Origin of the sequence: Rhodococcus sp. IEGM 1409, assembly GCF_030056735.1 — a bacterium.
Lineage (GTDB): Bacteria > Actinomycetota > Actinomycetes > Mycobacteriales > Mycobacteriaceae > Rhodococcus_F.
Map to the genome: position 1 here is coordinate 780618 of NZ_JASHKN010000002.1, position 14142 is coordinate 794759.

A 14142-nucleotide genomic window follows, 5' to 3' on the forward strand; every position below is an offset into this window, starting at 1 on the left:
GGAACCCGTGCATGTGACGCCGTTGGCTTGGGGAATCACGATCGTGGTGATCCTCGGCCTGTTCGTCTTCGACTTCTTCGCCCACGTCCGTACTCCACATGCGCCGACGTTCCGGGAGTCGGCATTCTGGTCGACGGTCTACATTTCGATAGCCATCGTCTTCGGCCTGGTCGTGATGTGGATCTGGGGCTCCACGTACGGGGGTGAGTACTTCGCCGGCTACGTCACGGAGAAGGCGCTCTCGGTAGACAATCTGTTCGTCTTCGTGATCATCATGTCGACGTTCGCCGTTCCGCGAGAGTTCCAGCAGAAGGTCCTGCTGATCGGCATCGTCCTCGCGCTGGTGATGCGCGGAATCTTCATCGGAGTCGGCGCGGCCGCTATCAACGCGTACAGCTGGGTGTTCTACCTTTTCGGTGCATTTCTGATCTACACCGCGTACACCCTGATCCGCGATCACGGCCACGAGAAGGAAGCGGAAGAGAAGCGCGACAGTCGCATCATCTCGCTCGTGAAGCGGGTGCTGCCCACCACCGAGGAGTACGACGGGGATAAACTGATCACCCGGATCGACGGCAAGCGCGTCGTGACGCCGTTGTTGTTGGCGCTCATCGCAATCGGGTTCGCCGACGTGCTCTTCGCGCTCGATTCGATTCCGGCGATCTACGGTCTGACGCAGGAACCGTACCTGGTGTTCACCGCCAACGCCTTCGCGCTGATGGGTCTACGACAGCTGTACTTCCTGATCGGCGGGTTGCTCGAACGACTGGTCTACCTCTCGTACGGGCTCTCGATAATTCTGGCGTTCATCGGCGTGAAACTGGTACTGCACGCGTTGCACGAGAACACGCTCTCATTCGTCAACGGCGGTGAACACGTCTCGGTGCCGGAAATCTCGACGGCGCTCTCTCTCGGAGTGATCATCGGAGTGCTGGCGGTGACAACGGTCGCGAGCCTGTTGAAGACTCGCGACCGGGCCGGGGAGTAAAGCCGGGGACTGTGCCTGTCAGGCGCTGAACTGGCCCAGAACCGGCACCCACTCGGTGATCCGGACGTTTTCGATCAGGTCGGCGATCGCGAACGGATCGTGGGTGAAGAGAAGCGAGACGGTATCGGTGTCAGCTGCGTCGACGATGATCAGCGCGCCGTTTCCATCTGCAAACGGGCCTGACGACAACACGATCGAGCGGGAAACCAGATCGGCGAGCCACGCGCGGTGATCGCTGCGGAGTTCGTCGCGCTGAGGATTCTTCTCGGGCGCGTAGGTGTATTCGACGAGGAACAACGACATCGTGAACCGCTTTCGGGACGGGTGATCGAGACAGGGATGTGTGAAGAGTCTGAACGGTTCAAAGAGTCAGGAGCATGCGAGTATTGCCGAGTGTGTTGGGTTTCACATAGCTCAGATCGAGGAACTCGGCGACGCCGGCGTCGTAGGAACGACACATTTCGGCATAGACCTCGGCTGTGACGGGAGTGCCGTCGATCTCCGCGAATCCGTGACGGTGGAAGAACTCGGTCTCGAACGTCAACACGAACAGTCGTTCCAACTCCAATTCCTTGGCGACCTCGATGAGTTTGTCGACGACGTGGAAACCCGCACCCTGCCCCTTGGCTGTCGGATCGACTGCGACGGTGCGGATCTCGCCCAGGTCTGCCCACAGCACATGCAGTGCGCCGCAAGCGATTACCTGGTCACCACGCTCGGCGACCCAGAACTCCTGGACGGCCTCGTACAGCGTCACGAGATTCTTCTCGAGCAGGATCTTGCCGGCGTAGATGTCGATCAGGCGCTTGATTTCGGGGATGTCCGACGTTCGCGCGCGACGCACGATCAACTGGCTCTCGGTATAGGTCGGCGCGGTCGAAGTCATGTGGTGCACATTAGTCAATGGCCCTACCGATATTCTAAGTCGCGTGCCTGTCCGCCCCACGCAATTCCCGCGCCGCTCGGCTGTATCCCGGGTTCGGCTCACCGCCCGCGCGGTGATCCGATGAGTACCCCGCGCGATCAGACCGACGCCCATCGCGCCGCCGTCGGCCCGTCCGATGGCACACCTGTCGCGGACAACCCGGTTCCGTTGCTGAACATCGCGAACATTCTCACGATGGTGCGAATGGTTCTCGTTCCGGTGTTTCTCGTTGTTCTGTTTGTCGACGGCGGACACTCGACGTGGTGGCGTCTCGGAGCGATGGGCGTGTTCATCGTCGCCGCGATCACGGATCGAATCGACGGCCAATTGGCTCGGAAGTACGGTCTGGTCACCGATTTCGGGAAACTCATGGACCCGATCGCGGACAAGGCATTGATCGGAGCCGCGCTGATCGGGCTCTCGGTTCTCGGCGATCTGTCGTGGTGGGTGACCGGAGTGATCATCGCCAGAGAACTCGGAATCACTCTGTTGCGGTTCGCGGTGCTGCGGCACGCGGTCATCCCGGCAGGCAAGGGCGGCAAGCTCAAGACCCTCGTGCAGGCCGTCGCGATCGGGTTCTACCTATGCCCGCTGCCGAGCAGTTGGGCCATCGTCAGCGGACTGCTGATGGCTGCTGCCGTCGTGCTGACGGTGGCGACGGGAATCGAATACATCGTGCAGGCGATCAGGCTTCGCGCCGGAGTTCGCGCAGTCGAGTCATGACCGACCCGCTGCTCGGACTCGGAGTGGTCGAACTCGTCGAAGCCCTCGGCGCTGCGAGGCAAACTGTCGCCGCCGCCGAATCTCTGACGGCCGGATTGTTCACGGCTGCGGTCGCGTCCGTTCCGGGGTCGAGCGCGGTGCTGCGTGGGGGCCTGGTCGTGTATGCGACCGACCTGAAAGCAACGCTGGCCGGCGTGGATCCCGACCGCCTGGCGTCAGACGGCCCCGTGTCCGAGAGCACTGCCGTGGCTTTGGCGCTCGGCGCCCGGACGAGGTGCGGTGCCGATTGGGGTATCGGACTGACCGGAGTTGCCGGTCCGAGTCAGCAGGACGGACACCCGGTCGGAACGGTGTTTCTCGGTATCGCCGGCCCGGACGGAACCGAATGTGTAGCGCTCGCGCTTTGCGGCGAACGGTGGGAGATTCGGACAACCGCGGTCGCGACTGCCGTGTCGCGGTTGCGTGATCGTGTCGTAGAGCGTGCGGCAAGATAGGCTCGGGAACCAATCGGATGTGTTCGGACGTTGACGATTGTGAAGACGTACGACCATGCACGATGAGGTCACGGATGAAGGAGGAGCGAGATGGCGCTGCTATTGCGTGAGGCAATCGGTGACAGTCTCCGGCGTACGCGCGTTTCGCAGAGCCGCACGCTACGTGAGGTGTCGAACAGCGCGCGTGTGAGCTTGGGCTATCTGTCCGAAGTGGAACGTGGACGTAAGGAAGCATCGAGCGAACTGTTGGCAGCGATCTGTGATGCGCTCGCAGTCCCACTGTCCGACGTGCTGGTCGACGTGAGCGAGACCTTGGCCACGAAGAAGAGCGCTCCGGTAGCTGGTCGACAGGTCACCGAACCTGCCGTGTCGGCATCCGGCTCTGTCTCGGCTTCCGGTTCGCCGACTATCGCACGAGATACCCGCGTCGTGATTCCGGCACCGAACGCTCGAAGGTTGGCGGCGGCGTAGCCACTACCGGCCGTAACCGATAGATTTTGTACGTAACCGCCGGTTTCCAGCAGGTGGGGTCAGAGCAGATAGGGCGCAGCCCTTGTTTCGGTGCGCGACGGTCGCGCTCCGGGTCGCGTTCGGCGCGGCGCATCAGATGGAGGCAGGATCAAACCAATGGCTAATCCTTTCGTCAAGGGCTGGAAGTACCTGATGGCGCTCTTCAATTCGAAGATCGATGAGAAGGCAGATCCAAAGGTTCAGATTCAGCAGGCGATCGAGGACGCACAGCGCCAGCATCAGGCGTTGTCCCAGCAGGCTGCGTCGGTGATCGGTAATCAGCGTCAACTCGAGATGAAGCTCAGCCGTCAACTCGACGAGGTCGAGAAGCTCAATGCCAACGCGCGCCAAGCCGTCAACCTTGCCGATCAGGCTGCTGCTGCCGGTGACAACGACAAGGCGATCCAGTACACCAACGCCGCCGAGGCTTTTGCGGCTCAGTTGGTGACGGCCGAGCAGGGCGTCGAGGATCTGAAGGCACTGCACGACCAGTCCTTGCAGGCAGCCGCTCAGGCCAAGAAGGCCGTTGAGCAGAACGCGATGACTCTGCAGGCAAAGGTTGCCGAGCGCACCAAGCTGCTCAGCCAGCTCGAGCAGGCCAAGATGCAGGAGCGCGTGAGCGAGTCGCTTCGTTCCATGGACAGCACGCTGTCGGCTCCCGGCAACACACCCAGCCTCGAGGCTGTGCGCGACAAGATCGAGCGCCGCTACGCTGACGCACTCGGCTCAGCCGAGCTCGCCCAGAACTCCGTCCAGGGCCGAATGATGGAGGTCCAGCAGGCCTCGGTCCAGATGGCAGGGCACAGCCGCCTCGAGCAGATTCGTGCATCCATGAAGGGCGAGGCACTGCCGTCCGGCGGCGCAGCAGCCACTCCCGCGACGCCGTCCGTCGAGAAGCAGCCCCCGGCTGCCGGTCAGACCGGGCAGTAGCCGAATCCTCGATGTCGGCAGTGATGCTCTGATGTTTTCTTCACGAGACGGTCGATCTGGGCGTGAGCCCCGGTCGGCCGTTCCCGTTTCCGTATCCGGCGCTTTCGGAGCGTTGGGACGTACCGCGGACACGTTGCGCGAGGTCGGACTGTCGGCGGCGGATGCCGCTCGGCGGTGGCAGGACCCGCGTGCCAAGTTCGAGCGCAAGCGTGCCCGTGCGCGTCGACGGGCGCAGCGATGGGGATTCATGTCCGGCGGTTCAGTGGTCGGCACTGCCGGCCTCGCGGTTGCAGCAGCTCCCGAGTGGTCGGTGGTGGTGGCAGGCGGGGGAGCGGCACTGTTCGCGGTTCCCGCCGTCATCGCGGTCGGCCGTTACCGTTCGATGAGCTCCGGCCCACCGCCGTTGGCGCCGATTCGCAGACGATTGCCACCGTCGTCATCTCGCGCGTTCGTTCCGATGTCTCGCCTCATCGGTGCCGAGACGTCGCTGTTCGAGATTTTGAGTGTTCTCAGACGCGCCGACACCATCGACCCTGGTGAGTTGGACGAAATCACCGCTACCGCCGATTCGGCACTGATAGCGATGTTCGCGGTGTCTTCGGACGTGGTCGCGATGGAACGCGCGGTGGCCGCGACGCCCAAGGTAACCGAGCCTCTTGATCCCACAATCGACAGCGCAGTTCGTGAGTTGCAGTCGGGGTTGGATCAGTACGAGGATCTGGTGACCTCGGCAGCTGCACTGACAGCGCCTCACAGCCCTTCGGCGCTCGTGGGATTCAACCGAGAACTCTCGGCGCTGCACGCGGCCGCCGAGCGACTTTCGGCGCTTGCCGACGCCATCGGCGAGGTGGACGACATCACGCGCAAGTACAACTGACAGCTCGGTCTGATCGGCGCTCAGTCGTCGGCGCCGCGGGCTGCCAATGCTTCACCCATTGCATCCGCTGTCATCAGGGTGCCGACGATGACCGGCACTGCGAAGGAACGCAGCGAGAAGCCGAGCCCCCGTGCCTTGCGTGCTTCGGACACCTGTGTAATGACCTCGAACATGAGTGGGATGCACCGGATCGTCATTGCCAGGAGCAAGGCGATCCGTTCGGGATTGACGCCGAAGCGTCGCAAGGGTGTCAGGAATGTGGTGATCGCGTCGAGCATCTCGGAGATTCGTGTCGTCAATCCCATGATCGCCGCGAAGGCAATCGAGATGATCAGGACGCCGCAAACGACGGCCGCCCGCTGCCACCCCGCGACCACCAGCTGGAACGCCCCGATGAACAGCAACATCCACAGCGCCGGACGCAGCTGCCGGATGGCAGTCATCGGAGGAATGCGCGCAATGACGTACAGGGCAACAACGACGATCGCGGGAGCTGCCAGTTGCCACGGCTCACGTACGAAGATCGAGACGGAGAGGATGGCCACGACCAATCCGAGGAGCTTGATCCCCGTCGGCATCCGGTGCAGGAGCGACGTGCCAGGCCGGTAGACGCCGAGTGTGGTCACGAGACCAACGACCGGTAATGGCCGATCGAGTCGGCGGGGGAGCCGTCAGCGACGACACGACCTTGGTCGACAACCAACACACGTTCGAAGGATTCGAGGAGATCGAGTTGGTGGGTCACGACGATCAATTGTTGATCGAGTGACTCGAACACCGAGCTGATGAGTCGCGAGTTGCGAAGATCGAGGAGCGTGGTGGGTTCGTCGGCGACGAGCACGTTCGGCTCCGTCACCATGATGGCCGCAAGTGCGAGAAGCTGCTTCTGCCCACCGGAAAGCTGGTGGGTGGGATGGTCGGCGTGCCCGGCGAGACCATAGCGTTGCAGGACCGAGGTGACTTTGGCGGCGCGCTCGGATTTACCCAAACCGCTACGGCGGAGCGAGAATTCGATGTCCTCGGCCACCGTCGGCATCACGATCTGATGGTTGGGATCGGTGAAGACGAACCCGACCTGCTTGCGTACGTCGCGGCCCTTCTTCGCGGTATCCAGGCCGTTCACCTGGACGCGCCCTTCGGTGGGAACGACCAGTCCGTTGATCATGCGAGCGAGGGTAGACTTGCCGCTTCCGTTCGCACCCACGATCCCGATTCGCTGCTCGCTCAGTCGCAGATTTATCTGCTGCAGGACTGCTCGTTCACCGAAACTGTGGCCGACATTCTCGAAGACGATCTCACTCATCGGAGATTAATTCGCCACCACGGTCTTGGTGGACGAGATCACCGGATCACGCAGGAGTGCTGGATATGCGCGATGGACCTGGGACGCGACGAGCGCGGTGACCACAGCCTTTGCCGCGTCGAGAGGAATGAAGGCAGCGTTGGCCGACCAGGCGGCCAGGAAGCTCATGTGTCCGCGGACCATCATTCCTACGATGCCGAACGCGTAGAGGATGACAACCCCGCCGAGCAGGTTGATCCCGATGCCCGCGATGATCCGGTACTTCGGCAACATCTTGGCAGTCAGCCACCCGATGACAAATGCCGTCGGGATCCAGCCGATGAGGAATCCGGCCGTCGGGCTCGAAAGAGACACGAGTGCGGTGCGACCGCCGGCAAGGACCGGTAGCCCCACCAATCCCAGGGCGATGACCGTCAGGACGGCGAGAACACCCTTGCGCGGTCCGAGCAGAGCGCCGGCCATCATGACGCCCATCGACTGAAGTGTGATCGGTACGCCGGAAATGCCGATGTTGATCGACCCGGGGAGGCCCAGCGCGATGATGAGTGCGGCGAAGACGGCTACATGCGCGAGATCGCGAGCGGGGAAACGGGTCGTAGACACTGCGGACGTGCTCCTTCGACGTACGGGATGGAACTTCGCGAGTTTACGCCAGTCGCACGCTGCAATGGGTTGGACACCTGACCTGCGTGAGGGGCGGTCTCGGGGTGAACCCTGATCTTTACCTGAACTTGCCGCTGAGCTGCTGCTTTGTCGCGTCAGACCTGTCAGGCTGGTTCTACGGACGACGCAGCACCTGTCCGATTCGACTGATTATTCAACGGCACGTTGGAGGTAAGCATGTTTTGGAAGATCGCTTTGGCCGTCGTTCTGGTGTGGGTTGCACTCGCGGTGGTCGGTGCCCTGATCAAAGGGCTTTTCTGGGTTCTGGTGGTCGGCGCTGTCGGCTTCGGAATCTATTTCCTGGTGAAGGCGATGTCGGGAAGTGATGACAATTCCCCCGCTTCGCGGTTCTGACGGGCAAGATCGGCCCTATGGAAAATTTCCCCGAGGACTGGCGGCGCGCGATTGTCATCGTGGCGCATCCAGACGACATCGAATACGGCGCAGCTGCAGCGGTGGCGCAGTGGACCGATCGAGGCAAGGACGTCCGATACGTCCTGGCCACGCGAGGCGAGGCCGGAATCGCTGGTCTGTCGCCCGAAGAGTCCGGCCCGGTCCGTGAGGAAGAAGAGCGCCGCTCGGCCGCGATCGTCGGCGTCAGTGAGGTGGAGTTCCTCGGCCTACCCGACGGTCGTCTCGTGGAAGGCCTGGAGTTGCGCTCGACTCTCGCCGCTGCAATTCGTCGCCACCGTCCGGAATTGGTGGTGACGATGAACTACTCGCACACCTGGGGGCCCGGCTACCTCAACAGTGCGGATCACCGCGCGCTCGGGATCAGCGTCCTGGATGCAACTGCCGACGCAGCAAACGAATGGATCTTTCCGTCCTTGACGGCTCAGGGGTTGGCGCCGTGGTCCGGTGTTCGGTGGGTCGCGGTGAACACGATGACTCCCACACACTGCGTCGACGTGACGTCGACGGTCGATCGCGCCGTGGATTCGCTCGCGGAACACGCACGCTATCTGGCGGCATTGAGTTCCGTGCCGATCCGGGAACAGGCCCGCGCACAGATCGACATGGTCAGCGGACCGAAGCCTGGTTTTGATGCCGAGCGCGCAGTTGGTTTCGAGTTGTACTATTTCTGATGAGCTGAGCGAGAAAAGTCGCAAGTCCCGACGGGATTACCGGTGACTTGTCCGGTATTGTGTTACATACGATGGTAATCCGTAACGCAGATGACCCAATTGCCCCTCGCAAGGCCGACGGTCAGCGCATCCCCAGCCGCGAGATCGACGACGTGATTCTCGACGCCGCAAGATCGTGTGTCCTCGATTTCGGAATGCAGCGAACCACACTTGCCGAGATCTCCCGTCGAGCCGGCGTGAGCCGACCGACGGTCTACCGGCGGTGGCCGGACACGAGGGCCGTGGTCGCGGACCTGCTCACCCGGGAGATCCGATCGGTGCTGCCCGAGGTGACCTTCACCGGGTCTGCGGGCGCGCTGCTCGTGGAGGCGATCGGTGACGTCGTCGGTCAGATTCGCGACCATCCGCTCTTCGTGAAAATTCGGCAAGCTGATCAAGAGTTGCTGACCACGTACATCGTGGACCGGCTCGGCGCAAGCCAGAAGTCGATTCTCGAGCTGATCACATCCGTCGTCGCCGCCGGTCAACAGGACGGTTCGATTCGCGAGGGAAGCGTCACCGAGATCGCGGCGATGGTTCTGCTGATGGCTCAGTCCGTCGTCATCTCCGCACCGACACTCGAGCCGGAGCTTTCCTCCGAGGCGTCGGTCGAGCAACTTCGATATGCGGTCGCTGCGTATCTGGCACCTGTCGAGAATTCGGGAGAATAGCTGTGAACCCTCGAGATTCAGCAGGCAGCGATTCAGCTCTCAACGCACAGCGGCGTACTCGTGAACTCGAGCAGTTGGCGAACGGCGATTCGGTCGACGTCCTGGTAATCGGTGGCGGAATCACGGGCGTCGGTGTCGCTCTCGACGCCGTGACTCGTGGGCTGAGTGTTGCGCTGGTCGAAAAGCGCGACCTCGCGTTCGGTACCAGCCGGTGGAGTTCGAAACTGGCACACGGCGGCCTGCGGTACCTTGCTTCGGGCAATGTCGGCATCGCCCGTGAAAGTGCGGTCGAGCGTGGAATTCTCATGACGCGCACCGCGCCGCACCTGGTTCGCGCCATGCCTCAACTCGTACCGCTGTTACCGGAGACGTCGTTCTTCGGCAAGGCCCTGGTGCGCACCGGTTTCCTGGCCGGTGACGCTCTGCGCATGTCGGCGCGAACCCCGGCGTCGGTACTACCAAGATCACGGACGGTCAGTGCTGCTCGCGCTCGCGAATTGGCACCTGCGGTCAAGCAAGAGAACCTACGCGGCGCCTTGACTGCGTTCGACGGGCAGCTCATCGACGACGCCCGTCTTGTCGTCGGCATCGCACGAACCGCAGCGTCCCACGGCGCGCGAATCCTGACCCGTGTCGGTGCGTACGACGTATCCGGAACATCGGCCACCTTGCGCGACGAGTTGACCGGGTCCGAGTTCTTGATGCGGGCGCGCGTCGTGATCAATGCGACCGGGGTGTGGGCTGATCAGGTCGACTCCAGCATCACTCTTCGCCCCAGCCGCGGAACGCACTTGGTGCTCGACGCGGCGCGATTGGGGAACCCCACGGCAGCGCTGACCGTGCCGATTCCCGGTGAGACCAACCGTTTCGTCTTCGCCCTGCCCGCGCAGCTCGGGCGGATCTACCTCGGGTTGACCGACGAAGCAGCGCCGGGGCCGGTGCCCGACGTGCCGACGGCGTCCGAGGACGAGATCGACTTCCTGCTCAGCACCGTGAACACGGCGTTGGAAGTTCCGCTGACACGGCAGGACGTTCTGGGGACTTTTGCGGGTCTGCGCCCCTTGCTGGACACCGGTGAAGGCTCGACTGCCGACCTCTCCCGCAATCACGCTGTTGTTCGTTCGGCTTCGGGCCTGGTCACGGTGGTGGGCGGCAAGCTCACGACGTACCGCAAGATGGCCGAAGACGCTGTCGGCGCTGCGGTCGAGGTCGGGTCGCTGAGTGCCGGTGCGTGTAGGACACGCGCATTGCCGCTGGTAGGTGCTGCATCGCCGGCGGAATTGAAAAAGATCAAGGCTCCCGCCTCTCTCGTGGCGCGATACGGCACCGAAGCGGAGATCGTTGCCTCCGCGAGCAGTGATCGTCTTCGGCCGGTTGCGGACTTGGAGATCTGCGGCGCCGAGTTCGATTTCGCGGTATCACACGAAGCTGCCCTCGATGTCGACGACGTCCTTGATCGCAGGACCAGAATCGGATTGGTGGCTTCGGATCGCGAAGGCGCACTGGGTGCGGCGGAACAGGCGTTTCACTCGGTGTGACACTCTGATCCGGTGCGTGTAGCCGTCGTTGCCGGGCCGGACCCGGGTCATGCTTTTCCCGCAATAGCGTTGTCGCTGGCGTTGATCCAGGCCGGCGACGATCCGATCCTGTACACCGGGACCCGGTGGGTGGAGGCAGCGCGAGCAGCGGGCGTGGAAGCCGAGCCTCTCAAAGGCTTGGCTCCGCGGCCGGGAGACGACGATCTCGATGCAGGCGCTCGGATTCATTCGCGCGCCGCCTATATTTCGAGCGAACTGCTTCCCGACCTGAAATCCGTCTCCCCGGATCTCGTCGTCTCCGACATCCTCACTGCCGGAGGTGGATTGGCCGCGGAACGGCTGGGCATCCCCTGGGTGGAACTCTCGCCTCACCCGTTGTACTCACCCTCGCGCGGTCTGCCGCCGATCGGCAGTGGGCTCGCGCCCGGCGTCGGAATTCGCGGTCGACTCCGCGACACCCTGATGCGCGCAGCGACAGGACGTTCGATCAAGCAAGGGTTGGCCCAGCGCTCGCAGGCCCGTGTCGGTGTCGGACTGCCCGCTCTCGATCCCGGTCCCCAAGCGCGGCTGATCGCAACACTTCCGGCACTGGAGGTGCCTCGCCCCGACTGGCCGGAGCACGCACACGTCGTCGGCCCACTTCTGTGGGAGCCGACTCAGGTGATTCTGGATCCACCGCCAGGTGACGAGCCGCTGGTCATGGTGGCGCCGTCCACGGCACACACCGGCGCAGTGGGAATGTTCGAGGGGACCGTCGAAGGCCTCGACGGAGCCGGTGTCAGGCTGATCGCATCGATACTCGAGGGAGCAGAAGGCGAACAACCTGACTGGGTTCGTGCAGGTCTCGGTCGTCAGGACGCGATGCTGCGTGACGCGGCGGTGTTGGTGTGCGGCGGCGGGCACGGCATGTTGGCGAAGGCGCTGTTGGCCGGAGTGCCGACCGTCGTCGTTCCTGGGGGAGGGGACCAGTGGGAGCTGGCCAATCGCGCTGCGCGGGCAGGCACGTCGGTGATCGTGCGGCCTGCGGATGCGCAGTCGATTCGCGATGCAGTACTACAGGTGCTTTCCGATGGGCGATTCACGGAAGCGGCGAGGGCGGCTGCCGCTACTGCGTCGCAGGTCGTCGATCCGGTCGTGGTGTGCCGACAGGTGGTCAACGGCGGTGTGTCGGCGTGAGCCGACTGCGCCTGGGTGCAGATACATCACCCTGTGGACTACGGTGGCGGCTGTGCGGTTGACCGAATTTCATGAAATGGTGCGCGAAGAGTTCGGGCAGGTACGAGGTGACTCGATGCTGATCGACCATGTACTCCAGAGTCTCGACGGAATGACTGCCGCGGAGGCCGTCGAAGCAGGCTGGGAGCCCCGTGAGGTGTGGCGCGCGCTCTGCGTGGAGTTCGACGTACCGCCGGCCCGCCGCTGATTTTTCGGCGTGTCGAACGTCTCTCGTCTTCTGTTCGAACACGTGTTCGTCTATGCTGAAGCTGTTCGGTGGTGACGCTCCTTTCGTAACTGCGAACTTTCGGTGATCGACAAACACAGTGATCGACGAGCACGAAACCAAGATCGAAAAGTCTGTCGGTGGCCGGATCTACTCTGATCGCAACACACCAACAGGGTCGGCTCAGGCAGGCGCTGAAGAGACGGAGTCTGCTCAGGCAGGCACTGAAGACTGAAACAAGGATGGGGATCACGATGGCACCACAGGCACCTGATCGGGACAAGGCACTCGACCTCGCGTTGGCGCAGATCGACAAGAACTTCGGCAAGGGTTCGGTGATGCGCCTGGGTGAGGGTGTCCGCCAGCCCATCGCCGTCATTCCCACCGGTTCCATCGCGCTCGACGTCGCGCTGGGTATCGGCGGACTGCCGCGTGGCCGCGTCATCGAGATCTACGGCCCGGAATCCTCGGGTAAGACCACCGTGGCACTGCACGCAGTTGCCAACGCTCAGGCCAACGGCGGCATCGCCGCATTCATCGACGCCGAGCACGCGCTTGATCCTGACTATGCAGCCAAGTTGGGTGTCGACACCGACGCGCTTCTGGTCTCGCAGCCCGATACGGGTGAGCAGGCTCTCGAGATCACCGACATGCTGATCCGTTCGGGCGCCCTCGACATCGTCGTGATCGACTCCGTGGCCGCTCTTGTTCCTCGCGCCGAGATCGAAGGTGAGATGGGTGACAGCCACGTCGGTTTGCAGGCTCGACTGATGAGCCAGGCGCTGCGCAAGATCACCGGTGCCATGAACAACTCGGGCACCACCGTCATCTTCATCAACCAGCTTCGCGAGAAGATCGGCGTGATGTTCGGTTCTCCCGAAACCACCACCGGTGGTAAGGCATTGAAGTTCTACGCTTCGGTTCGCCTCGACATCCGTCGCATCGAGACTCTCAAGGACGGTACCGACGCAGTCGGTAACCGCACTCGTGTCAAGGTCGTCAAGAACAAGGTCGCGCCGCCGTTCAAGCAGGCCGAGTTCGACATTCTCTACGGCCAGGGCATCAGCAAGGAAGGCTCGCTCATCGATATGGGTGTCGAGCACGGGTTCATCCGCAAGTCCGGCTCCTGGTACACCTACGAAGGTGACCAGTTGGGTCAGGGCAAGGAAAATGCTCGTAAGTTCTTGCTGGAGAACACCGATATCCGCGACGAGATCGAGAAGAAGATCAAGGAAAAGCTCGGTATCGGTGCTGACGTCACTGCAACCGACGAAGCTCCCGCTGACTTCTGAGTTCAGTCATGAGCTTCGACGACGGTGACAACGGCGAGAATGCTCGTGAAGAGTACGGCGCGCCTCGGCGTCGATCCCGTCAACGATCCGAGAAGCCGTCGCAACGCGCGGAAGGTGGGACGGAGGCGCAGGCCAAAGATGCTTGCCTACGCCTCCTGGCCGACCGGGCGCGCAGTCGTTCCGAACTGGACACAAAGCTGATCGGGCGCGGTTTCGAGCCTGAGATCATCACGAGCGTTCTCGATCGGCTCCAGGAAATCGGCTTGATCGACGACGCAGACTTCGCGAACCAGTGGGTTCATTCGCGGCACACGTACTCGGGCAAGGGAAAGCGCGCGCTTGCAGTCGAATTGCGGCTCAAAGGCATCGACCAGGATGTGGCTTCCGAAGCGCTGTCGCAGATCGATCCGGAAGACGAGCGCGAGCGAGCAGCTGAGCTGGTTCGGCGGAAGCTGAAGAACAAGCCCGTCGATGATCGTGACAAGGTCACGCGCCGACTGGTCTCGATGCTCGCACGAAAGGGATATTCAGCGGGGATGTCGTACGAGGTGGTCAAAGCCGAGATGGCTGCTGCCGAGTCGTAGGCATTAAATACCAGGAGCGGGGTGTGTCACCCCAATTGGTTGCACACCCCCCGCCCGGGGGGCGGAGCACAGCCAGGGC

The 14142-nt window shown here is 62.8% G+C and carries 19 protein-coding genes; 14 read left to right on the forward strand and 5 right to left on the reverse strand.

Annotated elements, in window-relative coordinates; all coding sequences use genetic code 11:
* Positions 1-7: 7 nt before the first annotated feature.
* On the forward strand, positions 8-988 hold the full coding sequence (locus QM716_RS09645) for a TerC family protein (RefSeq protein WP_283303928.1): 981 nt from the start codon (positions 8-10) through the stop codon (positions 986-988).
* An 18-nt stretch (positions 989-1006) separates the two neighbouring features.
* Here QM716_RS09645 and QM716_RS09650 read toward each other — a convergent pair whose 3' ends face one another.
* Both QM716_RS09650 and QM716_RS09655 read right to left on the reverse strand, forming a co-directional pair.
* Complete coding sequence (locus tag QM716_RS09650) at positions 1007-1291, reverse strand: YciI family protein (RefSeq protein ID WP_230817127.1); 285 nt, start codon at positions 1289-1291, stop codon at positions 1007-1009.
* 58 nt (positions 1292-1349) lie between these two features.
* A complete protein-coding gene (locus tag QM716_RS09655; RefSeq protein WP_019748183.1) occupies positions 1350-1874 on the reverse strand; it encodes an amino-acid N-acetyltransferase in 525 nt (174 codons plus the stop codon).
* Positions 1875-1994: 120 nt separating this feature from the next.
* On the opposite strand from QM716_RS09655, the gene pgsA reads away from it, so the two are divergent.
* From pgsA to pspM, 5 genes are all read left to right on the forward strand, one after another.
* Positions 1995-2636: a CDP-diacylglycerol--glycerol-3-phosphate 3-phosphatidyltransferase gene (gene pgsA, locus QM716_RS09660; RefSeq protein ID WP_283303929.1), complete on the forward strand. Its 642-nt coding sequence runs from the start codon at positions 1995-1997 to the stop codon at positions 2634-2636.
* Positions 2633-3130, forward strand: coding sequence for a CinA family protein (locus tag QM716_RS09665; protein ID WP_283303930.1), 498 nt, complete (start codon positions 2633-2635; stop codon positions 3128-3130). The genes pgsA and QM716_RS09665 overlap by 4 nt, the downstream gene beginning before the upstream one ends.
* Positions 3131-3220: 90 nt before the next feature.
* The gene (locus tag QM716_RS09670) at positions 3221-3601 is read left to right on the forward strand and encodes a helix-turn-helix domain-containing protein (RefSeq protein WP_283303931.1); all 381 of its coding nucleotides are present in this window, start codon (positions 3221-3223) and stop codon (positions 3599-3601) included.
* A gap of 156 nt (positions 3602-3757) precedes the next feature.
* The gene (gene pspA, locus QM716_RS09675) at positions 3758-4570 is read left to right on the forward strand and encodes a phage shock protein PspA (protein ID WP_283303932.1); all 813 of its coding nucleotides are present in this window, start codon (positions 3758-3760) and stop codon (positions 4568-4570) included.
* 31 nt (positions 4571-4601) lie between these two features.
* Positions 4602-5447 (forward strand): phage shock envelope stress response protein PspM, encoded by an 846-nt coding sequence (gene pspM, locus QM716_RS09680; protein ID WP_283303933.1) that lies wholly within the window; start codon positions 4602-4604, stop codon positions 5445-5447.
* A gap of 20 nt (positions 5448-5467) precedes the next feature.
* Here the strand turns inward: pspM and QM716_RS09685 are convergent, their stop codons facing one another.
* Genes QM716_RS09685 through QM716_RS09695 form a run of 3 tightly spaced genes read right to left on the reverse strand, consistent with a single transcriptional unit; the run spans position 5468 to position 7353 of the window.
* Positions 5468-6073 carry an energy-coupling factor transporter transmembrane component T family protein gene (locus QM716_RS09685; protein ID WP_283303934.1) on the reverse strand — a complete coding sequence of 202 codons (606 nt, stop codon included), beginning with the start codon at positions 6071-6073 and terminating at the stop codon, positions 5468-5470.
* Positions 6070-6750, reverse strand: a complete 681-nt coding sequence (locus QM716_RS09690; protein ID WP_283303935.1) for an energy-coupling factor ABC transporter ATP-binding protein — start codon at positions 6748-6750, stop codon at positions 6070-6072. Before QM716_RS09690 ends, QM716_RS09685 begins: the two co-directional genes overlap by 4 nt.
* A 6-nt stretch (positions 6751-6756) precedes the next feature.
* Entirely contained in the window at positions 6757-7353 is a 597-nt protein-coding gene (locus QM716_RS09695) for a biotin transporter BioY (RefSeq protein ID WP_283303936.1), read from the reverse strand.
* A 237-nt stretch (positions 7354-7590) separates the two neighbouring features.
* Between QM716_RS09695 and QM716_RS09700 the strand changes: the two genes are divergently transcribed.
* The 8 genes from QM716_RS09700 to recX all read left to right on the forward strand — a co-directional run bounded on the left by QM716_RS09700 (position 7591) and on the right by recX (position 14063).
* Complete coding sequence (locus QM716_RS09700; RefSeq protein ID WP_283303937.1) at positions 7591-7767, forward strand: hypothetical protein; 177 nt, start codon at positions 7591-7593, stop codon at positions 7765-7767.
* Between the two features lie 17 nt (positions 7768-7784).
* A complete protein-coding gene (locus QM716_RS09705) occupies positions 7785-8498 on the forward strand; it encodes a PIG-L deacetylase family protein (RefSeq protein WP_283303938.1) in 714 nt (237 codons plus the stop codon).
* 71 nt (positions 8499-8569) lie between these two features.
* Complete coding sequence (locus QM716_RS09710) at positions 8570-9208, forward strand: TetR/AcrR family transcriptional regulator (protein ID WP_283303939.1); 639 nt, start codon at positions 8570-8572, stop codon at positions 9206-9208.
* Between the two features lie 2 nt (positions 9209-9210).
* Positions 9211-10746: a glycerol-3-phosphate dehydrogenase/oxidase gene (locus QM716_RS09715; protein WP_283303940.1), complete on the forward strand. Its 1536-nt coding sequence runs from the start codon at positions 9211-9213 to the stop codon at positions 10744-10746.
* A 12-nt stretch (positions 10747-10758) separates the two neighbouring features.
* Positions 10759-11922 carry a glycosyltransferase gene (locus QM716_RS09720; protein ID WP_283303941.1) on the forward strand — a complete coding sequence of 388 codons (1164 nt, stop codon included), beginning with the start codon at positions 10759-10761 and terminating at the stop codon, positions 11920-11922.
* 52 nt (positions 11923-11974) lie between these two features.
* Complete coding sequence (locus QM716_RS09725; protein ID WP_003942185.1) at positions 11975-12169, forward strand: DUF3046 domain-containing protein; 195 nt, start codon at positions 11975-11977, stop codon at positions 12167-12169.
* Between the two features lie 272 nt (positions 12170-12441).
* Positions 12442-13479 carry a recombinase RecA gene (gene recA, locus QM716_RS09730; RefSeq protein WP_007735170.1) on the forward strand — a complete coding sequence of 346 codons (1038 nt, stop codon included), beginning with the start codon at positions 12442-12444 and terminating at the stop codon, positions 13477-13479.
* Positions 13480-13487: 8 nt separating this feature from the next.
* Positions 13488-14063, forward strand: a complete 576-nt coding sequence (gene recX, locus QM716_RS09735; protein WP_283303942.1) for a recombination regulator RecX — start codon at positions 13488-13490, stop codon at positions 14061-14063.
* The last annotated feature ends 79 nt before the right edge of the window (positions 14064-14142 follow it).